Origin of the sequence: Streptococcus sp. DD10 (genome assembly GCF_001578805.1) — a bacterium.
GTDB lineage: Bacteria > Bacillota > Bacilli > Lactobacillales > Streptococcaceae > Streptococcus.
This window is the reverse complement of record NZ_KQ969157.1, coordinates 288,797-310,426: the sequence shown is the minus strand read 5'-3', so window position 1 is coordinate 310,426 and position 21,630 is coordinate 288,797. Positions and strand designations below refer to the sequence as shown.

The window sequence follows — 21,630 nt, the reverse complement described above, 5'->3', positions numbered from 1 at the left end:
AATTTATCTTTTAAAAAATCATTAAAAAGAAAAAAGACGAAGTTTATCAACGCCATCAAACTCCTCTTTTCAAATGCAAAACTCGAAGCAACTAGTAATCTAATCAAAATTATTAAACGCAATTCCTTTGCTTTTCGCAACTTTGATAATTTCAAAAATAGGTTTTGATAGCTCTTAACATAAAAAAAGAAAAAACGAAATCCGTCCTCTCACGATGCTAATGAATCATAGTTCTTACTATTTCCTCCAAATATCCCCTGTAAGAAACCTTGTAATGATAGCTTGTGAAGCACTCCATACTGTGAATGTCATACTTGCGCAAATAGTATATGAAGTAGCGCAAGTGCAAACTTTTCCACTCATATCGGTCCAATTTTAGATAACCATATGCTACCTCTAAAGTGGAATAATATTCTCTGTATTCTGTGTAAACTTCTTCAATCATAACAATCTCCCTTCTTCCTAAATTTAGTATGGCAGAAAGAATGCATGAATAGATCATTTTTTCTAAGATGTCCGTTTTGACGGCTAAAATTTTAAAAAAAGGAGCAGATGACTCTGCTCCTTTAACATCTATGCTTTTCGTTTACCCACTACAGTTGACAAAGAATTTGAAACTAATAATTCCCAACAAAGTACTATAAATGTTCTGAGACAAAATAAGATATTTTAAAGCTATTTTCCAGCAACATTAATCCTATTGATGGCACGTTGAAGCGCTATTTTGGCACGTTTTTCTTGGTCTATCAAATGCTTATTATGTGCTTCTTCAATATCCTGTTCTGCACGCTGTTTGGCTCTTTCTGCACGACTTACATCGATATCTCGTTGTCGCTCGGCTGAATCGGCGATAATCTGAATAGTATCATTTGACACTTCGATTACCCCACCATTTACTGCGACCCAATCAACATGATGCTCATCATCAAGCCTTCTTACCTTCAATTCATCAACTGCTAATACAGCAATTAGTGAGGTATGCCCAGGAAGAATCCCAAGTTCACCTTCAGTTGTACGAACCTGAACAAAGGCTGCATGATGGTCATAGCAAATACCGTCCGGTGTAACTACCTGTACTGTCATTTGAGTCATACATCACCTCTTAGAATCCCATTTTTTCAGCTTTTGTAATGACATCTTCAATCGAACCAACACCTCGGAAAGCATCCTCTGGTAAATGATCATATTTCCCTTCTAGAATTTCTTTAAAACCACGTACAGTTTCTGCTACTGGAACATAAGAACCAGGCTGACCAGTAAACTGTTCTGCAACGTTAAAGTTTTGTGATAAGAAGAACTGAATTCGTCTCGCACGTGCTACTAGAGTTTTTTCGTCATCTGATAGCTCATCCATTCCAAGGATAGCAATGATATCTTGCAATTCTTGATAACGCTGAAGGACACGTTTTACCTCGGCTGCGACAGCGTAATGTTCTTCACCAACGATAGTTGGTGAAAGAGCACGCGAGCTAGATGCCAGTGGGTCAACTGCGGGATAGATTCCCAATTGTACCAATTTCCGTTCCAAGTTAGTTGTTGAATCCAAGTGTGCAAATGCCGTAGCTGGCGCTGGATCAGTATAGTCATCTGCTGGTACGTAAATGGCTTGGATAGAGGTAACAGAACCTTTTTTAGTTGATGTGATCCGTTCTTGTAATTGACCCATTTCAGTCGCAAGTGTTGGTTGGTAACCAACGGCTGATGGCATACGACCAAGAAGTGCAGAAACCTCAGAACCTGCTTGAGTGAAACGGAAGATGTTATCGATGAAGAGAAGCACGTCTTGACCTTCGACATCACGGAAGTATTCCGCAATTGTCAAACCAGTAAGAGCAACACGCATACGTGCTCCAGGTGGTTCATTCATTTGACCGAAGACCATGGCTGTTTTCTCGATAACGCCAGATTCTTTCATTTCCCAGTAAAGGTCATTACCTTCGCGTGTCCGTTCACCAACACCTGTAAACACGGAAATACCACCGTGCTCCTGGGCAATGTTGTGAATCAACTCTTGAATCAAAACGGTTTTACCAACACCAGCACCACCGAAGAGTCCGACTTTACCACCCTTAAGGTAAGGGGCTAGCAAGTCGATAACTTTAATCCCAGTTTCTAATATTTCTTCAGAAGTTGATAATTGATCAAAAGTTGGTGCTTTTTTATGGATAGGTTCTCGTTTTACATCATCGCCAAAAGGTTGTTCAAGGTCAATGGTATCACCAAGTACGTTAAAAACACGCCCCAGCGTTTCATTACCTACTGGTACTGATATTGCACGACCGGTGTCCAGGACTTCCATCCCTCTTGTCAAACCGTCTGTTGATTCCATAGCGATGGTTCGAACAACACCATCACCAAGTTCAAGTGCTACTTCGAGTACAACTTTAGATTTTTTAGCATCATTCTTATAAACGACCAGCGCATTATTGATTTCAGGGAGCTTATCTCCAGCCGCAAACGAAACGTCTACGACAGGACCCACTACCTGTGAGATTTTACCTGAACTCATTCATTACTCCTATTCTATTAAATTTTATGATTATTACAAGAAAAAATTTCCTGACTTTCACTGCTACTCAGCCTATTTTATTTTGTAAAATTTCTCTCTACACGGAGCTATTCATTGATAGTCTTTTATTAATTGTTCACAAATTTAAATAGCAATCATTCTAAGGCACTAGCCCCGCCTACAATTTCAGTGATTTCCTGTGTAATCGTAGCCTGACGAGCACGGTTATACTGAATGGTTAAATCATGAATGATTTTTTTTGCGTTATCAGTTGCAGTTTGCATCGCAGTCATCCCTGCTGCGTTTTCTGCCGTCTTTGCATCAATAATAGCACCATAAATCATGCTTTCCGCAAACTGAGGTAAGAGTTGCTCTAAGATGGCTTCGCGTCCCGGCTCCAAATCAAACTCTTGTGTGTAACCGCTCGCTTCATTATGATCCAAATCAATGATTGGCAACATTTGTTCTACACGCATTTGACTTGTTAAACTATTAACATGGTGGTTGTAACAAACATAAACCGCATCAAACATTTCATTACGATACATTGCGACCACTTTATTAATAATTTTTCGAACTTCATCAAAACTAGGTTGATCTGATAATCCTCTCATTTCATAGATTGGATTAATCCCCCGAGCACGAAAGAAATCCGCTCCAACCCCACCGATTGCAATCACTTCACTTTCATATCCATCTTCAGCATCTTTTTGAATTTCTTCTAAAACTGCACGTAAAATATTGGCATTATATCCCCCTACTAGACCTCTGTCAGAAGTTATGACAATTAATCCAAATTTTTGGGGTTCTCGGCTCACTAACAAAGGATGGTTTGAATTCGACAAATCGGATCCCTGAAGTAAATCAGTCAAAAGTTTTCGTACTTTGGAAGCATATATCTGGAAATCCTTTGCTGCTTGTTCAGATTTTCCAAGTTTAGCTGCCGAAACCATCTGCATAGCATTTGTAATTTGACTTGTATTTTTAGTAGATGCGATTTTATTTTTTATATCATTTAAAGAAACTGCCATTGGACACCTTCTTTCTATTTAAAACTAGATTGATTAATAAACGAAGTAATCACATCATCTAATTTGTCCTCATCAGGTAAATCTTGAGTTTTTTGAATAATTTCAAAAATATCTGCTTGATGAGTCTCAATGTATTCATATAATTCTGTTTCAAAACGTAAAATGTCATTTACAGGAATTGCATCCATAAAGCCATGAGTCAATGCATACAAAACAACGACCTGTTTTTCAATTGGTAGTGGCTTATGGACAGATTGTTTTAGCACTTCTACTGTCCTACGACCACGATTTAATTTAGCTTGTGTTGCAGCATCTAAATCAGAACCAAACTTAGTAAATGCCTCCAACTCACGATAAGATGCCAAGTCAATACGAAGGGTCCCAGCGACTTTTTTCATCGCCTTTATTTGTGCTGACCCACCAACACGTGAAACAGATGAACCTGCATCAATAGCTGGTCGTATACCAGCATTGAACAAACCATTTTGTAAGAAGATTTGTCCATCAGTAATGGATATAACGTTGGTTGCAATATAAGCAGAAATATCTCCAGCTTGGGTTTCTATGATAGGTAAAGCTGTGATAGAACCACCGCCTAACTCGTCAGAAACCTTAGCTGAGCGTTCTAAAAGGCGTGAATGAAGGTAAAAGACATCTCCTGGGTAAGCTTCCCGTCCAGGTGGTCTACGTAACAGTAGTGACAATTCACGGTACGCAACTGCTTGCTTAGAAAGATCATCATAAACAATCAGAACATGTTTACCATTGTACATAAATTCTTCTGCCATTGATACACCAGCATACGGTGCAAGATATAACAATGGAGAAGGTTGTGAAGCTGATGCAGTTACCACAATCGTGTAATCCATGGCTCCATATTGGTGCAAGGTCTCAACTTGAGTCCGTACTGTTGATTCCTTTTGACCAATCGCAACATAGATACAAATCATATCTTGCCCTTTTTGATTTAGTATCGTATCAATTGCAATGGATGTTTTACCTGTTTGTCGATCTCCAATAATCAACTCACGCTGACCACGTCCAATCGGTACCAATGCATCAATGGCTTTTAAACCAGTTTGCAATGGTTCAGAAACCGATTTGCGCTCCATAACTCCAGGTGCAGGATTCTCAATTGGACGATAGGAATCCGTAATTATCTCTCCCAATCCGTCTACTGGACGCCCAAGAGGATCAACCACTCGACCAATCAATGCGTTCCCTACTGGTACTTCCATAATCTTTCCAGTTCGACGAATGCTATCACCTTCACGAATATCTGTGAAGTCTCCTAAGATAATGATCCCTATATCATTTGTTTCCAAATTTTGAGCCATACCGTAAGAACCATTTTCAAAAACAAGTAACTCACCACTCATTGCATTTTCTAAACCATGTGCCCGAGCAATTCCATCACCAACATAAGTGACTATTCCTGTCTCAGTAACATCAAAATCAGGTTGAAAATTTTCAATTTGTTGCTTAATTAAAGCACTGATTTCTTGTGCGCTAATTGCCAAAAGATCACCACTTTCTATTTCAATTTTTCTTTCATGGTCTGTAACTGACCTTTAACACTTGCATCAATTGTTTTATGATTGGCACTAATTATAAAACCTCCAATCAAACTTGGGTCGTTTATTTCTTTGAAGGAGCGAACACTCAAGCCTAATTTCTTTTCAACAATTGAAGTAAGACGTTCTTTTTGTTGTGTGCTCAATCCTGTCACACTTCTTAGTTCAACTTGAAAACAATTTGTTTCCTTTTCAAGTTGACAAATACTTTCATTAACAATATCGACCAATAAATTTTCACGATCATTTTGAATGAGAAGCTCAATCAAATTCTCAACCAATCCTGTTTCCGACTGCTTAAAAAGACGAAGAGCCTGAATTTTATCTAACTTACCAACTGCGATATTGGATAAAAAATGAGCAAGACCAGTCTCTTCAAAGACACTCTGCATCTGGCTCAGTTGGTCGAAAACGTTTTCTGTTTGTCCATTTTCTAAAATCAATTGAACAAATGGACGAACATATTTTTTAATCACAATACCTTGCTTTTTATCCATCAAGCATCTCCTAGTCTGTCAATGTAGCGATCAATTAAATCACTTTGACCCTCTATTTCCAGTTTATCGGTCATAATTTTACCTGCTAAGAGAATGGTCAAGTCTGCAACCTCACCCTTAATGCTATCAATAGCATCTTTACGATTTTGTTCGATTTCTTGATTTGCTTTTTCTTTTAAACGAATAATTTCAGATTTAGTTTCTGTAAGCATATCCGTCTTGTTTTTTTCAGCAGTTTCTTTAGCAGATCCAATAATCTGACTTGCTTCTTTTCGACTACCTGCTAATTCTATTTCCCGTTTATGAGCCAATTCTTCTGCCTGTTGTCGTGCTTGTTCAGCATTATCAAGGTCATCAGAAATTTTCTGAGCTCGCTCTTCAAAAATAGAGGTTATATTCCCCCAAGCATACTTTCGAATGAGGAGGAACAAAACAAAAACTGAACCTGTTACAAGGATGATATTTCCGATAATCGTTCCCAATGAGGTTTCCATAATTACTCCTTTTCTATATTATGCTTCAATTCCTGATTTTTTAGCTAGATACATTGTGGTCAGCATAGTAAAAACATAGGCCTGCAACGATCCGATAAAGATTGAAAAGGCAGTCCATACCATATTTAGACCGAAGGCAATCGGTGCCCAAAAGATACCTGCATTAAACAGCATGACCAACAATCCTGTAACAATTTCCCCAGCATAAATATTACCATAAAGTCGAAGTGCTAGAGAAAGAAAGTCTGTTAAAACTTCCAATATGTTCATAGGATTTTTGTATTCTTCCAGGTATTTTCCAAACCCTTGACGTCGAATTCCCTCTATATTCACAAAAAGACTAATAATGAGGGATAGCCCAAAGTCATAAAACATATTCGATGTCGGTGAAGTCCAGAAGTTATATCCACCTGCTTCTAGCTTTGTCATCAAACCAAGCTGATTTGAGACTAAGATGAAGGAAAAGATAGTGAAAAGAAAGAGGGAGTATGGTTTGACATTCTGTGCACCTAGATTATCCTTTGCTACACCATTAACAAAGTCAATAATATATTCGAGCACATTCTGCTTTGCATTCGGTTTAAGAGTCATCTTTCGACTCGCCCAATATACGAATCCAAAAACAATTGTAACAGTCAAAACCGACATGACTAACAGGGTCAAATCAAAGGTCACAGGACCAAGGTTTAGGGTTGGATTTTTTGCATTTTCCAACTGACTTCACCCCTTTTCTATTTCATTATTATTTGAATACCAGTTTAAACAAGATAGCCATAGCCAAGAGTACAAAGAAAGTACCCTCGATGAAGGCAACACCAAGCATCATGCCTGTACGAAGTTTGTTATACATCTCTGGTTGACGAGCAGCGGAACGCAAGAAACTTGATACCAAAAGCCCTTCACCAATACTAACACCCATAACGGCTACACCAAGTGCAAAAACTGTTAAATCCATTACGAATTCTCCTTTTATTGAAATTTTTTTACTAAGCTATTCTAGTCCTATTTTTTTATTTGTCAAACTTTTAGAGGGTTTGAAAACGTTTTTTTACTAGTTTTTAATAATTAAGAAAAATTGACATAAATTTAAGTCACATTTCGGAATTATCTCCCACATATTTCAAAAAAATATGACATATTTCTATTTTTATATCTAAAAAGAGGTGGACAAAAATCACTCACTCAACGCGCTTGAACTGTCCACCACACAATAATATATCTATATTTACTTGTAATCTCTACAAAATAGTGTGTGTTTCCTCTAATAAATCGATAAAGTAAATCACATTAAGAGAATCCACCTACTTTTGAAATTATTTTTCTAAATTCCAAATTTCTTGTGCATACTGCTCGATTGTATCATCTGATGTGAATTTGTCTGAAGTTGCGATATTGATCAGACTCATTTGTGCCCACTTTTCTCTGTCACGATAAAGTGTATCGATTTTTTCTTGAGCCTCTACATATGAAACAAAATCTTCTAACAAAAAGTATTCGTCGTTGTGGCTGATAAGAGCTTCATAAATTTCTGTTCCTTCACCCTGTATATTTGGTATCGTTCCATTAATAAAAGTATCTACTACTCGTCGAATAATAGGATTTTGCTCATAAACCGCTCTTGAATAGTAGTCATGTCGTGCATAATGATCATAAACTTGATCCTTATCCATACCAAAGATAACGATATTTTCGTCCCCTACTTCGTCTTTAATTTCGATATTGGCTCCATCAAGTGTTGCGAGAGTAATCGCACCCGTCATCATAAATTTCATATTTGATGTACCAGATGCTTCCTTAGAAGCAAGAGAAATTTGCTCAGATACATCTGCAGCAGGGATAACAAGTTCAGCTAGGCTTACACGATAGTTTTCTAGGAAAACAACTTTTAGCTTACCTTGGAGGCTCAAATCATTATTGACAAGATTTCCCACTTCGTTAATTAGTTTAATAACAGACTTCGCAAAATGATAGCCTGGTGCTGCTTTAGCACCAAATATAAACACACGAGGCACCATATCCTTGTCTGGGTTATCTTTTAAATCCCAATATAGCTTAATAATGTGTAGTAAATTCAGAAGCTGACGTTTATAGGCATGAAGGCGTTTAACCTGCACATCAAAGATCGCATCTGTTGACACTTCAATTCCAGTCGATTCTTGAATAAAGTCCGCAAGACGTTTTTTAGCTTGTTGTTTCACTTGATAGAAATCTTCCAATACTGTCTTTTCTTCTTTATAATCAAGTAAGTTACGCAATTGATGGATGTCTTTTCGCCACCCTTTACCAATTAATCTATCAATTTCATTTGATAAGGGTTCATCTGCAATCTGCAACCAACGTCGTTGTACAATTCCATTAGTTTTATTATTAAATTTCTCTGGATATATTTCATAAAAATCTCGGAGTGTATCTTCCTTTAAGAGATCTGTATGTAATTTAGCAACGCCATTAATTGAATGTCCACCGATAATTGCAAGATGGGCCATATGAATTTGATTGTCCTTAACGATACGAGTACGTTCAATAATTCCTGCCTCTACTCCACGCGCCGCCATTTCAGCAACATAGCGATTATCTATTTCAAGTATAATTTGATATACACGTGGTAAAACATGTTTAAATAGTCCAGCGTCCCATTTTTCTAAAGCTTCTGAAAGAATCGTATGATTAGTGTAACTCATTGTTTTAACGGTAGCATTCCATGCATCATCCCACTCTAACCCATACTCATCGATTAATAAACGCATGAATTCAGCAGGAGCAACAGCAGGATGGGTATCATTAATATGAACTGATACTTTTTCATGAATATCCTGAAGTAGTCGCCCTTGTTTCAGATATGACATGATGATAGTCTGAAGGCCTGCACTGGTCATAAAGTATTCTTGAATCAAGCGAAGTTCTTTTCCTTCATAACTAGAATCATCAGGATAAAGTACAGCTGTAATGTCTGTCACTCTCCGGCGAGCTTCAATACTTGGATAATGTATTTCTTGATCTTCAGGAATTTCAACATCCCATAGGCGAAGATTATTAACGATATCATTTTCAAAACCAATCTGTGGCACGTCATATGGCACTGCTCGAAGAATCTGCTGGTTTTCATAAACTGGTACAATGCGTCCTTCCTCATTAGCACGCAGATAGACATTTCCATAAAGTTTCACTTTAACAATATCGTGATCTTTCCTAGTCTCCCAAACATTCCCTATACTTCCAAACCAAGCATCAGGCAACTCTATTTGGTAACCGTCAACAATTCTTTGTTTAAAGAGGCCATACTGATAACGAATTCCATTTCCAAAACCTGGATACCCAGTCGTAGCAAGTGAATCCATAAAAGCAGATGCTAGACGACCTAGGCCACCATTTCCAAGAGCCATGTCGTGTTCTGCACGCTTCACTTCTCTAAAATCCACACCTAAGTCAGAAAAACCTTCTTTAACTGTATCTAAAATACCCAAGTTCAAAAGATTTGTCTCCAACATTCTACCCGGTAGAAATTCAATTGAAAAATAATAGGCAGTTTTCTGCTGATTTTCCACCAAATTACGGCGACGTTCCAACCATAATGGAGTGATATATTTGCGGATGGTATGTGCCAGCGTTTCAAATATTTCAGCTGATGTCGCATCAGCTACTTTAATCATTTTTTCTTCGTGTAAAGTATCTTTAAAATCTCTAATAAATTGTTCTTTTGTTAATTTCATATTTCCCCTATCTATATCACATTTTTATTCAAGTTATGTATTTCACTACAAAACCTCTCTTGTAAATCATACAAGAGAGGAGAATTTATTACCGTTTGAAAACAAATAGTTCCTAATACAAACGAACAAGAATCATACTAATTGTTGGTATATTTGTTCATATGATTTTGAAGCAGTATCCCAAGAAAAGTCTTGAGACATTGCTTGCTTTTGTAAACTATTCCATACGTCTTTTTCGTTTTTATATAAACTTACAGCCTTATAGAAAGTTTCACTTAACCAATAACCATTCAAGTTATTAAAACCAAAACCTGTACCACTACCATCAAATTGATTATAGGCTAGAACTGTATCTTTTAACCCACCGACTTCATGAACCAGAGGTAAAGTACCATACCGCATTGACATCAATTGAGAAAGGCCACACGGCTCGAAACGACTTGGCATTAGGAAAATATCACTAGCTGCATAAATCTCTTGAGCTAAGGTTACATCAAAAAGTAGATTTGCTGACATTTTTTCAGGATAGGCACTACTAAACCAAGCGAAAGCTTGCTCAAAACTAGAATCACCTGTCCCTAAAAGGACAATCTGTACATCTTCTTGCAATAAATTATGCAACTGCTCAACAACAATATCAAAACCTTTTTGGCGAGTCAAACGGGAAACAATCCCTACAAGAGGCACATCTTTGCGTACCGGCAAATTGAGACGTTTTTGCAAACTAGCTTTATTTTTTGACTTTCCATCCAGATTTTTTGAACTGAAATGGTAAGGAATCAACTTATCTGTTTCAGGGTTATATAGATCAGTATCAATTCCATTTACAATACCGGTTAGTTTACCTGACTCCATACGAAGGACTTGATCTAAACCACAGCCAAATTGACTTGTTTTAATTTCTTCAGCATAACTTGGTGAAACAGTTGTAACCTTATCAGCATAAAGAATTCCGGCTTTCATCCAATTTAGACAATTGTTCCAACGTAGTGTTCCATCTGCATAGCGCTGATATCCAACTCCAAAAAGCTCACTCAACATACTGTCTGAAAATTGACCTTGAAATTCTAAATTATGGATAGTTAATACCGTACGAATATTTTGATAAGATTGAATCCAATGATACTTTTCTTTCAATAGAAATGGCATCATTGCAGTATGGTAATCATGAACATGAAGAAGGTCAGGGATAAAATTAACTCTTTCCATCATCTCCAACACAGCTAATTGAAAGTATGCAAAGCGTTCACCGTCATCCCAATCACCATACACATGACCTCGGAAGAAATAGTATTGATTATCTACAAAGTAAAACGTAACCTTATCTTGAACTAGTTTTTTAATCCCTACATACTGTTTTCTCCAACCAACCTGTATATCAAAATGAAGAAGATCCTCAATCTGATTCCCATATCTAGCATCCACCATATCATAATAAGGTAGAGCAACTGCTACGTCGTGTCCTTGTTTTACAAGTGACTTAGGCAAAGCACCAATAACATCTCCTAACCCCCCAGTTTTTGAGAATGGTGCACCTTCTGATGCTGCAAATAAAATTTTCATCTAATTATATCCTCAGTTACGATTGAACCCTTAGAAAGAACAATGGGATTACTTTCAGTTCCTCTAACGGTTACACCTTCTGCAATTTCAACTCCTTTATCAACGATAGCAAACTCAACCTTAGCACCTTTCGCCACACGAACACGCGGAAAAACAATAGAATTGATAACTTTCGCATTTTCTTCAATCGTTGCATTACGCGAAATGACGGAACCTTCAACTTGACCTCGGACAATAGAACCAGATGCAAACTGCGAACGCTTTACGTTTGAATTAACTGCATAGTAGGTCGGTTCTTCATTCTTCACTTTCGTATAAACCTTTTGATTAGGTGCAAACAAAGAATAAAATTTCTGTGAGTCTAACATATCACGATTCGCATCATAATATGATTTAACTGAATGGATATTTGATAAATAACCGGTGTATTCGTAGGCAAAAGCATGAACATCAACTGCTAAATCACGTAGAACATAGCGTAATTTACGTGGCGCATCCTTAGTAGCTTCTTCTTCCAACTTTTCAATTAAAAACTGCGTATCAACCACAAATAAGTCTGTTGACATATTATAGTGTTCAAGATTTTTATCCTCAAATAATTTATGTCCAATTACTTTATCAGTTTCATCAATTTCTAGTATAGAGTTCACATCAGAAATTTGTTCTTTAGGTAATTTTTTATAAACAACTGTAATGGCTTGTTCTGTTGTATTATGCAAATGGAAAACTTGATTCAAATCTAAGTTTACCAACACATCGCAGTTAAGGGCAACTGTTTGATTAGAACCTGAGCGTTTCAGATAAGTAAGGAGTTGAGCATAATACTCTTTATCTACGATACTATCTTCCACTTTAGTAGCATAAATACCGAGATAATAATGACTTAAAAGTGTAGACAGTCCCCATTCACGACCTGAACGGATATGGTCAAAAACTGAACTGATATTGTCTTGTTGAAATATACCAAAAACACTTCGAATTCCAGCATTGGCAAGGTTTGATAACGGAAAGTCAATAAGACGATATTTCCCTCCGAAAGGAAGACTTGCTAAAGGACGATTGTCCGTTAAGGTATCCATATCATGGAAACCTACTGTGTTTCCCAAAATTGCTGAATATTTATCAATTTTCATCAGTTGCAACCCCCACTACTTCATTGTAACCTACTACTTGAACTTCTTCAGTACCATCAATCTCAACTCCCTCAGAGATGACAGCTCCTTCTCCAATAATAGCTCTCTTAATTTTTGCACCCTTACCAATAATAGCTCCACTCATAATAACAGAATCTTCAACAAGAGCATCCTCACGTACTTGTGCACCTGTAGATAAAACAGAGTGTTTAACAGTACCATCCACTAAACAACCATCTACAACCAGAGAATCCTCCACATGCGCGTGATCTCCGAAAAAGTTTGGTGGTGCAATCATATTCCGAGAATAGATCTTCCATTGACGATTCCGGCTGTCCAAGGCATTTTCAGGAGAGATGTATTCCATATTTGCTTCCCAAAGTGACTCAATTGTACCTACATCTTTCCAGTATCCATTAAACTCATATGCATAGACACTTTCACCTGTTTCAAGATAAGCTGGAATGACATTTTTACCAAAATCAGACATGTCTACACCACCTTTTTCTGCAGAAACTAGCATATTCCGTAAACGTTCCCAATCAAAGATATAAATCCCCATGGAAGCTTTTGTAGATTTTGGTTCTGCTGGTTTTTCTTCAAATTCAACGATACGATTATTTGCATCCGTATTCATGATTCCAAAACGACTAGCTTCTTTAAGAGGTACATCCAGAACCGCAACAGTTAAACTAGCGTTATTATCTTTGTGCGATTGGAGCATATCATCATAATCCATTTTGTAGATATGGTCGCCAGATAAGATTAATACGTATTCAGGGTTGATACTATCAATATAATCAATATTTTGATAAATAGCATGACTCGTCCCTTGGAACCAACGGTTACCTTCACTAGCTGAGTATGGTTGTAAAATAGATACTCCCGAATTAATTCCATCTAACCCCCAACTAGAGCCGTTTCCGATATGATTGTTCAATGCTAATGGTTGATATTGCGTAATCACTCCAACATTGTGTATACCAGAATTAGCGCAATTAGAAAGCCCAAAATCGATAATCCTGTAACGGCCACCAAATTGTACAGCAGGCTTGGCAATACTTTGGGTCAGTTTTCCAAGACGAGTTCCTTGCCCACCGGCAAGAATTAAAGCAAGCATTTCATTCTTCATATTTACCTTCTCCTTATAAAAAATATGAATTTTGTTAACAATATTATGGGTTTCTTTTAAAAACTTAACTAATTATTTTATCTGTCCACTTTATAAACTGTTGGACGCTTAATTTTTCGTTTTACTTTCCAAATACTTGCACCCAAGGCAGGTAGAGTAAACGTTAGTGTTTCTGGATATTCTTTCCAAAGATTTGATTGTGAAGATATAATGCCATTACTATTCTTCCAAACACCACCCCAAGACTCTAATTCAGTGTTCCAAATCTCCTCATAACTAGCAGCAACAGGAACGCCAATCGTAAACTCTTTTCTTTCCACTGGAGCCATGTTAAAGACACATATTAAAAGCTCGCCTTTTTTAGACTTCCGAACAAAAGAGAGAACGCTTTCATCGCGATTGTCTGCATCGATAATCTCAATTCCTTCATATCCAGTATCTACTTCCCAAAGGGAACGATTTTCTTTGTAAAATTTATTGAGCTCAGACGTGAAATCTTGCATTTTTTTATTCATAGGATCCTCTAAATTGTCCCATTCTAGTTGTTCTTCAGATTTCCATTCCAAAAATTGACCAAATTCGGACCCCATAAAAAGTAATTTCTTACCCGGGTGACATATCTGATAGGTTAAAAGATTTCGTAAACCAGCAAACTGATTATACCGGTCTCCCCACATTTTATGCATCATGCTCTTCTTACCATGAACTACCTCATCATGCGAAAATGGTAATAGAAAATTCTCTGAAAAAGCATACATGAATGAAAAAGTAACTAGATTAAAGTCATGTTTCCGATAAATTGGATCCATTTCATAAAAACGCAGAATATCATTCATCCATCCCATATTCCATTTATAATCAAATCCTGCACTATTTAATTCAGTCGGACCAGTAATTTTGAGTTGGCTAGAACTATCTTCTGCTATCATCATGACATCTGGATGATCACCCTTAATCACCGTATTTAACTTTTGTAAAAATGCAAAACCTTCGTAATTAGTATTACCGCCATCCTTATTGGCTTGCCATGGACCACTATCATAATCGAGATAAAGCATATTACTAACGGCATCTATTCGAACACCATCTAAATGATAAAATTCAATCCAAAACTTTAGACTTGATATTAAAAATGATTGTACTTGTGTTTTACCCAAATCAAAGTTAAGTGCGCCCCAACCGTAATTATGAGCCTTATCATAATCTTGGTATTCAAAGGTCGGTGTGCCATCGAAATAAGCCAGAGCATCATCATTTATCGTAAAATGCCCAGGAACCCAATCCACAATAACCCCAATATTATTAAGATGACACGTTTCGACAAAATCTTGAAATTGCTCAGGAGTCCCATAACTATGTTCAAAGGCAAAGTACCCCATCAACTGGTATCCCCAACTTAAACCTAAAGGGTGAGCCATAAGGGGCATAAATTCTACATGTGTGTAATTCATCTTTACCAAATAAGGTATCAATTCTTCTTTTAATTGCTTGAAATTAAAAGGGCTTCCATCCTTATTTCGTTTCCAAGAACCCGCATGAACCTCATAAATATTAATTGGTCGATGAAAGAATCCAAATCTTTTTCTTCTGGCTATCCACATTCCGTCTTTCCATTTCTTTGGAGTAACGGTATAAATAAGCGCACTGGTTCCTGGTCTAGCCTCCATATAAATAGCAAATGGGTCAATTTTTAATACTTCTTGTCCCCCTTTACGTTTCACTTTATACTTATAGTGTTGGTTCTCTTTTGCTACTTCCGTTTCTACTTCCCATACTCCCCCTTCATTTTTGAGCATCGGCAGTGGATTTTCATCCCAATTTGTAAAATCTCCAACCAAGGAAACTTGCTCAGCATTTGGAGCCCAAAGCCGAAAAACATAACCTTTCTCAATCTGATGACAACCCAAATAATGTTGAGAATAAAAATTCTCTCCCGTATTAAATCCCCAAAGAGCATCTTTTTCGTTCATATAATACCTCTTTATTGATATAATGTATCCGTTTTATATACCTTTATTATACTACATTTTAAAGAACTTGCAAGTATTTTCCGAATATTTCCTGTTTTTTCACATTTAATTATAACTTCTGTTTTATAGGTATATACCAATTTTAAAAATTAAAGGAAATATCCCTTGATTACAGATAAAAAGCAAATAGACCACTATCATGAAAATAAATGAAAAGTCTATAAAATTTTTTATAGACTTTTTAATATATTATTTATTTGGTATCAAAGACAATGGACTTCACATTACTCATAGCTTCGATACTATATTTAATACCTTGAACTCCTGCACCTGACCCTTTCAATCCTAAGAATGGGAAATTATCTGGGCCTCGTTGCGTTTTATTATTAATATGAACAGTTCCCACTTCAAGCTTTTCGGCAATTTCAAATGCTTTCTTGAAGTCATTTGTAAAGACTGAAGATTGAAGTCCATATTCAGACTGATTAGCAATAGTTACTGCTTCATCAGCATTTGATACACGAATAATTGGTAAAACTGGACCAAAGGGTTCTTCCCATGCTAACTTCATATCAACCGTTACATTATCAAACAAAGCAGGCCAAATCAAATTACCTTCTCGTTTAATTTCACTAAGAGCCGTCGCTCCTTTTTCTTGCGCATCTTCAATGAGCCCCCAGATAAAGTCTGCTGATGCGTTGTCGATAACAGGTGTGATATCAGCATTATCAAACGGATCACCGACAGTTAGCTTGGCTACTTCTGCTTTGATAAGCGCAGCTAATTTGTCTGCCACGCTATCCACCACAAGGACACGTTTGATAGCGGTACAACGTTGACCCGAGTAGCTGTAAGCTCCACCAACAATTTGTTTAGCAGCATTTTCGAGATCGGCATCCTCAAGAACGACAGCAGCATCCTTACCACCAAGTTCCAACATGATTGGACGCATGCCAGCTAATCGACCAATACGCTCACCGATAGGCGTTGAACCAGTAAAGTTGATAAAATTAACTTCTTTGTGCTCAATGATATAATCACCGATTTCAGAACCACGTCCTGTAATCGTATTTAAAACACCTGCAGGGATTCCAGCCTCATCAAAAGCTTTAGCCAGCAAGAGACCTGAAATAGAACCTTGCGTAGGTGGCTTAAACATAACCACATTCCCAGCAATAAGTGCAGGTGCAATTTTTGAACCTGACAAGTTTACTGGATAATTAAAAGGGGCGATAGCTAAAACAATTCCCACTGGTTCACGTCGAACCACAGCCAGTTTGTTTTTGCTAGCAGCTTCAAAACCACCACCTTCCATTGCTTGACCAGTTATACGTAGCCCTTCCTCTGCCGCATACCGAATTAAGTCAGCAGTACGAACGACTTCTCCTATAGAAGCATTGATTCCTTTAGCTACTTCTTTAGCAAGTACGGTTCCAATTGTTTCCTTATCACGTTCTAAAATATCTGCTGCTTTGTGTAGATAAGTTGCACGCTCAACAGCGGATAATGAGCGCCAAGCAGGAAGTGCAGCTCGTGCCTTCTCCATAGCATAGTCGACTTCTGTCTGACTCATCGCTGGGACAGTCCCCAATTCTACATTATCAATTGGTGAGTAAATAGTAATAGTTTTATCAGAACCTTTCCATTCACCATTTACAAGATTTTTATATTCTGTCAAAATTTCCCTCCTAAAGGTTAATAGATACCATTCTACCATTTCTTTGAAAAAATTCAAGTATTTTTGTGTTTTTTTATAGAATTTTCTGAAATTAACTGAAAAATAAAGGTTATCCTTTCGGACAACCTTCTATAACCATAATTTAATGATTATCTACCCGTGATTTATTGGCGATGTCTGCTAAAATCGCTGCGACAAAGTCGTCAACTGGCACGGTCTGTGTTTCTTTTTGGCCGTAGCGACGAACGTTGACTGTTCCGTCTTCCATTTCCTTGTCCCCAACGATCAATTGGTAAGGAATTTTGCTAGTTTGTGAAGCACGAATCTTGAACTGCATTTTTTCGTTGCGCTCATCTACGTCGGCACGGACACCACGGTCACGGAGTTTCTTAGCCACTTCCCATGCGTAGTCTACGTGTTTTTCGTTAGAAACAGGGATGAGAGTTACTTGATGTGGTGCAAGCCATGTTGGGAAGGCACCCTTGTAGTTCTCGATCAAGATAGCTGTGAAGCGTTCCATAGTTGAGATAACCCCACGGTGGATCATAACTGGACGGTGTTCTTCCCCGTCAGCTCCGATATATTTAAGGTCGAAGCGTTCAGGAAGCAAGAAGTCCAGCTGGATGGTAGAAAGGGTTTCTTCTTTTCCAAGAGCAGTCTTCACTTGGATATCCAATTTTGGTCCGTAGAAGGCTGCTTCACCTTCGGCTTCAAAGTAATCCACACCCATTTCATCAAGTGCTGCACGAAGCATGGTTTGGGCATTTTCCCACATCTCATCGTTATCGAAGTACTTGTGAGTATCATGAGGGTCACGAAGAGAGAGGCGGAAGCGGTATTCCGTCAAGTTGAAGTCTTCATAAACATCGATAATCAACTGAAGAGCACGTTGGAATTCTTCTTGGATCTGTTCTGGAGTGACAAAGAGGTGACCGTCGTTGAGAGACATTTCACGCACACGTTGGAGTCCTGTAAGAGCACCAGATTTTTCATAGCGGTGCATCATCCCAATTTCAGCAATACGGATTGGCAATTCACGGTAGGAGTGCACATGGTGTTTGAAGACTTGGATGTGGTGTGGACAGTTCATTGGACGAAGAACAAATTCTTCCCCATCACCCATATCCATGGTTGGGAACATGTCTTCTTGGTAATGTTCCCAGTGACCAGAAGTCTTGTAAAGCTCAACAGAAGCAAGCGGTGGAGTGTAAACGTGTTGGTAGCCAGAAGCCAACTCTTTGTCTACGATGTAGCGTTCCAATTCACGACGGATAGTCGCACCATTTGGCAACCAGAATGGAAGACCTTGTCCAACTTCTTGAGAAATCATGAAGAGATCCAGCTCTTTACCAAGTTTACGGTGGTCACGTTCCTTAGCTTCTTCACGCATTTGAAGGTAGTTTTTCAAGTCTTTCTTGTCAAACCAAGCTGTACCGTAGATCCGTTGCATCATGGCATTGTCGCTATCTCCACGCCAGTAGGCACCTGCAACATTCAAAAGGTGGAAGATTTGGATGCGACCAGTTGATGGGACGTGAGGGCCACGGCAAAGGTCCACGTATTCACCTTGGCGATAGATGGTCAAGCCACCTTCGTCTTCAGAGTGCTCTTCGATCAATTCCAACTTGTAAGGGTCGTTCTTGAAGATTTCACGAGCCTCGTCTTTGGTCACTTCCTCGCGAATAGATGGGAAGTTTTCCTTGACGATTTTCTTCATTTCTTCTTCGATACGAGGAAGGTCTTCGTTAGAGATTTGACCAGCTTGGTTGTCGGTATCGTAGTAGAAACCATCTTCAATCGCTGGACCAACACCCAAGTGAATGTCTGGGAAGTGGCGTTTTGCTGCTTGGGCAAAGAGGTGAGCAGCTGAGTGACGCAAGATTGGAAGAGCATCTTCGTGGTCAGGGGTCACGATTTCAATGCTTCCATCTTCAGTGATGTCACGAGTTGTGTCAATCAATTTGCCGTTGAATTTACCAGCAAGGGCTTTTTTAGCCAGGGAATTGCTGATGGATTGGGCAATGTCAAAAGTAGTCACGCCAGATTCGAATTCACGAACAGCGCCATCTGGGAAAGTAATCTTAATCATGGTTTTCTCCTTAAATATTTATTCTATTTTTGTTGGACAATTTTAAGAGCCGAGCAACTTCTTCCGCAGTCTGATTTTCTGGTTGACTACCATCTGTTACGAGACTAGAATAGCCTAATTTCATCGCTTCCTTACGAACCATTTGAGCAAAAAGAATATCTCGTTGCATCCAGTTTTCAAAAGCTTGCTCAGGGTTGGTTGTACCCTCTAAGACATAAGGAACCCATTCTCTCTGTCTATAATGTTTTTTTTGAAAATCAGCTGTCGGAGTCAAGCATAGATAGGATGATGCTTGACATTCAAGCTCCTTTACCAAGTGAGGCAAAAGTCCTGCTCCCTCCACCAAGAGAGGTCTGTTTTGATTTTTTATCAAGTAAGATTTTACATATGGAAAAATCTCTTCATAAAAGCGCCATTCTTCATCTGCCATCTCTTCTGGATTTCTCATCCAGATTTGTTCCGGATTTCTATCCTGCCTAAGAAGGCAAATTGGCTGTGAGTCTGCACTTGCTTGACTCATCATCTCTTCTACCAAATCATCCAGTTTGATATGAAGTAGTTGATACTGTCTAGCAAGAAGTGAGGCAATTGTTGACTTTCCACTGCAAGGCGATCCGCCAATCATATAAAGCATCATTCTTCCTCCTTCTGACAAAATAAAAACGACATCCTCAAAAGGACGTCGCAACGTGGTCCCACCTTCATTTATGCAAGTCAAAAAGACCTACACCTCAGATTGGCTCTAACGTAGCCACCGTTTTATGTTTGCATAAAATCTAACGAGTAGTCCCAAATCTATCCTCTACACGATTCTCAGCTTCACGTGCTCTCTAAAAGATTTCCTAGATCTGATATGTCTCCTTCTGTTATTATAGCACGATTGAAAATAATTTCAAGTATTTTTATAAAAAATTCCCAAACAAAATTGGAACAATGAAAAAAGAATCTTGCTTATTTTTCAAAAAAAATATATGATAGAAGTAACGTTTATTGAAAGGAAAATCGAGGTATTTTTTTCTGCCTCTATTTGATATTATTATGAAAAAATTGATGGAAAAAGTTAGCATTCTTGCCCTATCTTTAGTTTTAACGACTGCTTTTTCTATTTCCAGTGCACTTCCCTATATGTTGGAATTTTATAAAAATCGTTCAACAAGTGACATCGAACTACTGATTTCCTTACCATCTGTAGGTATTATCATTACCTTATTACTCAATGGATTTATCGAAAAATTTTTAAGTGAACGACAGATGATTGTGATTGGTTTAGTCACCTTGTCTATTTCTGGAACCTTGCCTTTCTTTGTCCAAAATTACCTTTTTATCTTTGTGACTCGGTTAATTTTTGGTATGGGAGTTGGATTGATTAATGCTAAGGCAATTTCCATCATTAGCGAACGCTATCAAGGGAAAGAACGAACACAAACACTCGGTTTTCGAGGTTCAGCTGAAGTTGTTGGTACAGCACTTTTAACCCTAGGTTCAGGACAATTTATGAGATTTGGTTGGACAGCAGCTTTTCTAGTCTATAGTGCGGGATTTATCGTACTTATTTTATACCTATTCTTTGTCCCTTATCAACAAACCGAATCCAATCGAACTCTAACAATTAGTCAAGAAAAAATGACAAGATCTGATTGGAAAGTCTCACTATATCTTGCATTTGTTGCAGCAGTTATTGTTTTTGCTAATATAGCCGTTAACCTTCGCATCCCTAGTATTGTCGCTTATGAAATAAAGGGTGAACATGGACTATCAAGTCTTTTACTTAGCAGTATGCAATTAATTGGTATCCTTGCTGGTATCAGTTTTGCAAAATTAGTCGAGTTCTTACACCAAAGATTATTGACGGTTATTGGTATTTGTTTTGGGGCAAGTCTAATTGCAATCGGCCTAGCGAATAATTTATTATTACTTGCAAGCGCCACAATTTTCTCAGGATTCGCATATAGTGTTGCTCTAACTACTGTTTTCCACACTCTATCCGAAAAAATTTCATCTAAAATTCTTAACCAAGCCACCTCCGTAGTTGTATTAGGATGTAGTACTGGAGCAGCCATCACCCCCATTGCACTAAACTGGATTGGTTCCATTTCTTCTCAAACAGTTTTTCTCTTTACTGTTATAGGGCTTTTAATGATTTTTACTGCCTTGTCTACCTACATTACTTTTAGAAACCAACTGAAATAGTAAAGGCTCTTTGTCACCTTTAGTGAGTACCTGAAGAGCATAGATGTTAAGGAACAGATC

General features: G+C 37.9%; 18 protein-coding genes and 1 pseudogene. 2 read left to right on the top strand and 17 right to left on the bottom strand.

From position 1 onward, the window contains the following. Positions 1–221, top strand: a pseudogene (locus STRDD10_RS10290) (transposase); the annotation flags it as partial. Here STRDD10_RS10290 and comW read toward each other — a convergent pair. From comW to STRDD10_RS01275, 17 genes are all read right to left on the bottom strand, one after another. Next, positions 218–445: a sigma(X)-activator ComW gene (gene comW, locus STRDD10_RS11835; protein ID WP_443031076.1), complete on the bottom strand. Its 228-nt coding sequence runs from the start codon at positions 443–445 to the stop codon at positions 218–220. The pseudogene STRDD10_RS10290 and the gene comW sit on opposite strands and share 4 nt — an antisense overlap. 230 nt (positions 446–675) lie before the next feature. Next, on the bottom strand, positions 676–1,092 hold the full coding sequence (locus STRDD10_RS01350; RefSeq protein ID WP_067192499.1) for a F0F1 ATP synthase subunit epsilon: 417 nt from the start codon (positions 1,090–1,092) through the stop codon (positions 676–678). Between the two features lie 10 nt (positions 1,093–1,102). Then, positions 1,103–2,509 carry a F0F1 ATP synthase subunit beta gene (gene atpD / locus STRDD10_RS01345; RefSeq protein WP_067192498.1) on the bottom strand — a complete coding sequence of 469 codons (1,407 nt, stop codon included), beginning with the start codon at positions 2,507–2,509 and terminating at the stop codon, positions 1,103–1,105. Between the two features lie 155 nt (positions 2,510–2,664). Continuing rightward, positions 2,665–3,540 (bottom strand): F0F1 ATP synthase subunit gamma, encoded by an 876-nt coding sequence (locus STRDD10_RS01340; RefSeq protein ID WP_067192496.1) that lies wholly within the window; start codon positions 3,538–3,540, stop codon positions 2,665–2,667. Between the two features lie 14 nt (positions 3,541–3,554). Further along, positions 3,555–5,060 (bottom strand): F0F1 ATP synthase subunit alpha, encoded by a 1,506-nt coding sequence (atpA, locus tag STRDD10_RS01335; RefSeq protein ID WP_067192494.1) that lies wholly within the window; start codon positions 5,058–5,060, stop codon positions 3,555–3,557. 14 nt (positions 5,061–5,074) lie between these two features. Further along, on the bottom strand, positions 5,075–5,611 hold the full coding sequence (locus tag STRDD10_RS01330) for a F0F1 ATP synthase subunit delta (protein ID WP_067192492.1): 537 nt from the start codon (positions 5,609–5,611) through the stop codon (positions 5,075–5,077). Beyond that, complete coding sequence (gene atpF / locus STRDD10_RS01325; protein WP_067192490.1) at positions 5,611–6,105, bottom strand: F0F1 ATP synthase subunit B; 495 nt, start codon at positions 6,103–6,105, stop codon at positions 5,611–5,613. The genes STRDD10_RS01330 and atpF overlap by 1 nt, the downstream gene beginning before the upstream one ends. Before the next feature lie 18 nt (positions 6,106–6,123). After that, positions 6,124–6,819, bottom strand: a complete 696-nt coding sequence (atpB, locus tag STRDD10_RS01320; protein ID WP_067192488.1) for a F0F1 ATP synthase subunit A — start codon at positions 6,817–6,819, stop codon at positions 6,124–6,126. 28 nt (positions 6,820–6,847) lie between these two features. After that, the gene (locus STRDD10_RS01315; protein WP_067192487.1) at positions 6,848–7,060 is read right to left on the bottom strand and encodes a F0F1 ATP synthase subunit C; all 213 of its coding nucleotides are present in this window, start codon (positions 7,058–7,060) and stop codon (positions 6,848–6,850) included. A gap of 358 nt (positions 7,061–7,418) precedes the next feature. Further along, entirely contained in the window at positions 7,419–9,815 is a 2,397-nt protein-coding gene (locus STRDD10_RS01310; RefSeq protein WP_067192485.1) for a glycogen/starch/alpha-glucan phosphorylase, read from the bottom strand. 132 nt (positions 9,816–9,947) lie between these two features. Further along, entirely contained in the window at positions 9,948–11,378 is a 1,431-nt protein-coding gene (gene glgA, locus STRDD10_RS01305) for a glycogen synthase GlgA (RefSeq protein ID WP_067192483.1), read from the bottom strand. Then, entirely contained in the window at positions 11,375–12,511 is a 1,137-nt protein-coding gene (glgD, locus tag STRDD10_RS01300; protein ID WP_067192481.1) for a glucose-1-phosphate adenylyltransferase subunit GlgD, read from the bottom strand. The genes glgA and glgD overlap by 4 nt, the downstream gene beginning before the upstream one ends. After that, on the bottom strand, positions 12,501–13,643 hold the full coding sequence (locus tag STRDD10_RS01295; RefSeq protein ID WP_067192480.1) for a glucose-1-phosphate adenylyltransferase: 1,143 nt from the start codon (positions 13,641–13,643) through the stop codon (positions 12,501–12,503). Before STRDD10_RS01295 ends, glgD begins: the two co-directional genes overlap by 11 nt. A gap of 77 nt (positions 13,644–13,720) precedes the next feature. Further along, the gene (gene glgB / locus STRDD10_RS01290; protein WP_067192478.1) at positions 13,721–15,613 is read right to left on the bottom strand and encodes a 1,4-alpha-glucan branching protein GlgB; all 1,893 of its coding nucleotides are present in this window, start codon (positions 15,611–15,613) and stop codon (positions 13,721–13,723) included. Between the two features lie 253 nt (positions 15,614–15,866). Continuing rightward, complete coding sequence (locus STRDD10_RS01285; protein ID WP_067192476.1) at positions 15,867–17,291, bottom strand: NADP-dependent glyceraldehyde-3-phosphate dehydrogenase; 1,425 nt, start codon at positions 17,289–17,291, stop codon at positions 15,867–15,869. A gap of 142 nt (positions 17,292–17,433) precedes the next feature. Further along, positions 17,434–19,380 (bottom strand): threonine--tRNA ligase, encoded by a 1,947-nt coding sequence (thrS, locus tag STRDD10_RS01280; RefSeq protein ID WP_067192474.1) that lies wholly within the window; start codon positions 19,378–19,380, stop codon positions 17,434–17,436. Between the two features lie 10 nt (positions 19,381–19,390). After that, positions 19,391–20,017: an adenylate kinase family protein gene (locus STRDD10_RS01275; protein ID WP_067192473.1), complete on the bottom strand. Its 627-nt coding sequence runs from the start codon at positions 20,015–20,017 to the stop codon at positions 19,391–19,393. 401 nt (positions 20,018–20,418) lie between these two features. Here STRDD10_RS01275 and STRDD10_RS01270 point away from each other — a divergent pair, with 401 nt between their 5' ends. Continuing rightward, positions 20,419–21,570, top strand: coding sequence for an MFS transporter (locus tag STRDD10_RS01270; protein ID WP_067192471.1), 1,152 nt, complete (start codon positions 20,419–20,421; stop codon positions 21,568–21,570). Positions 21,571–21,630 lie beyond the last annotated feature (60 nt).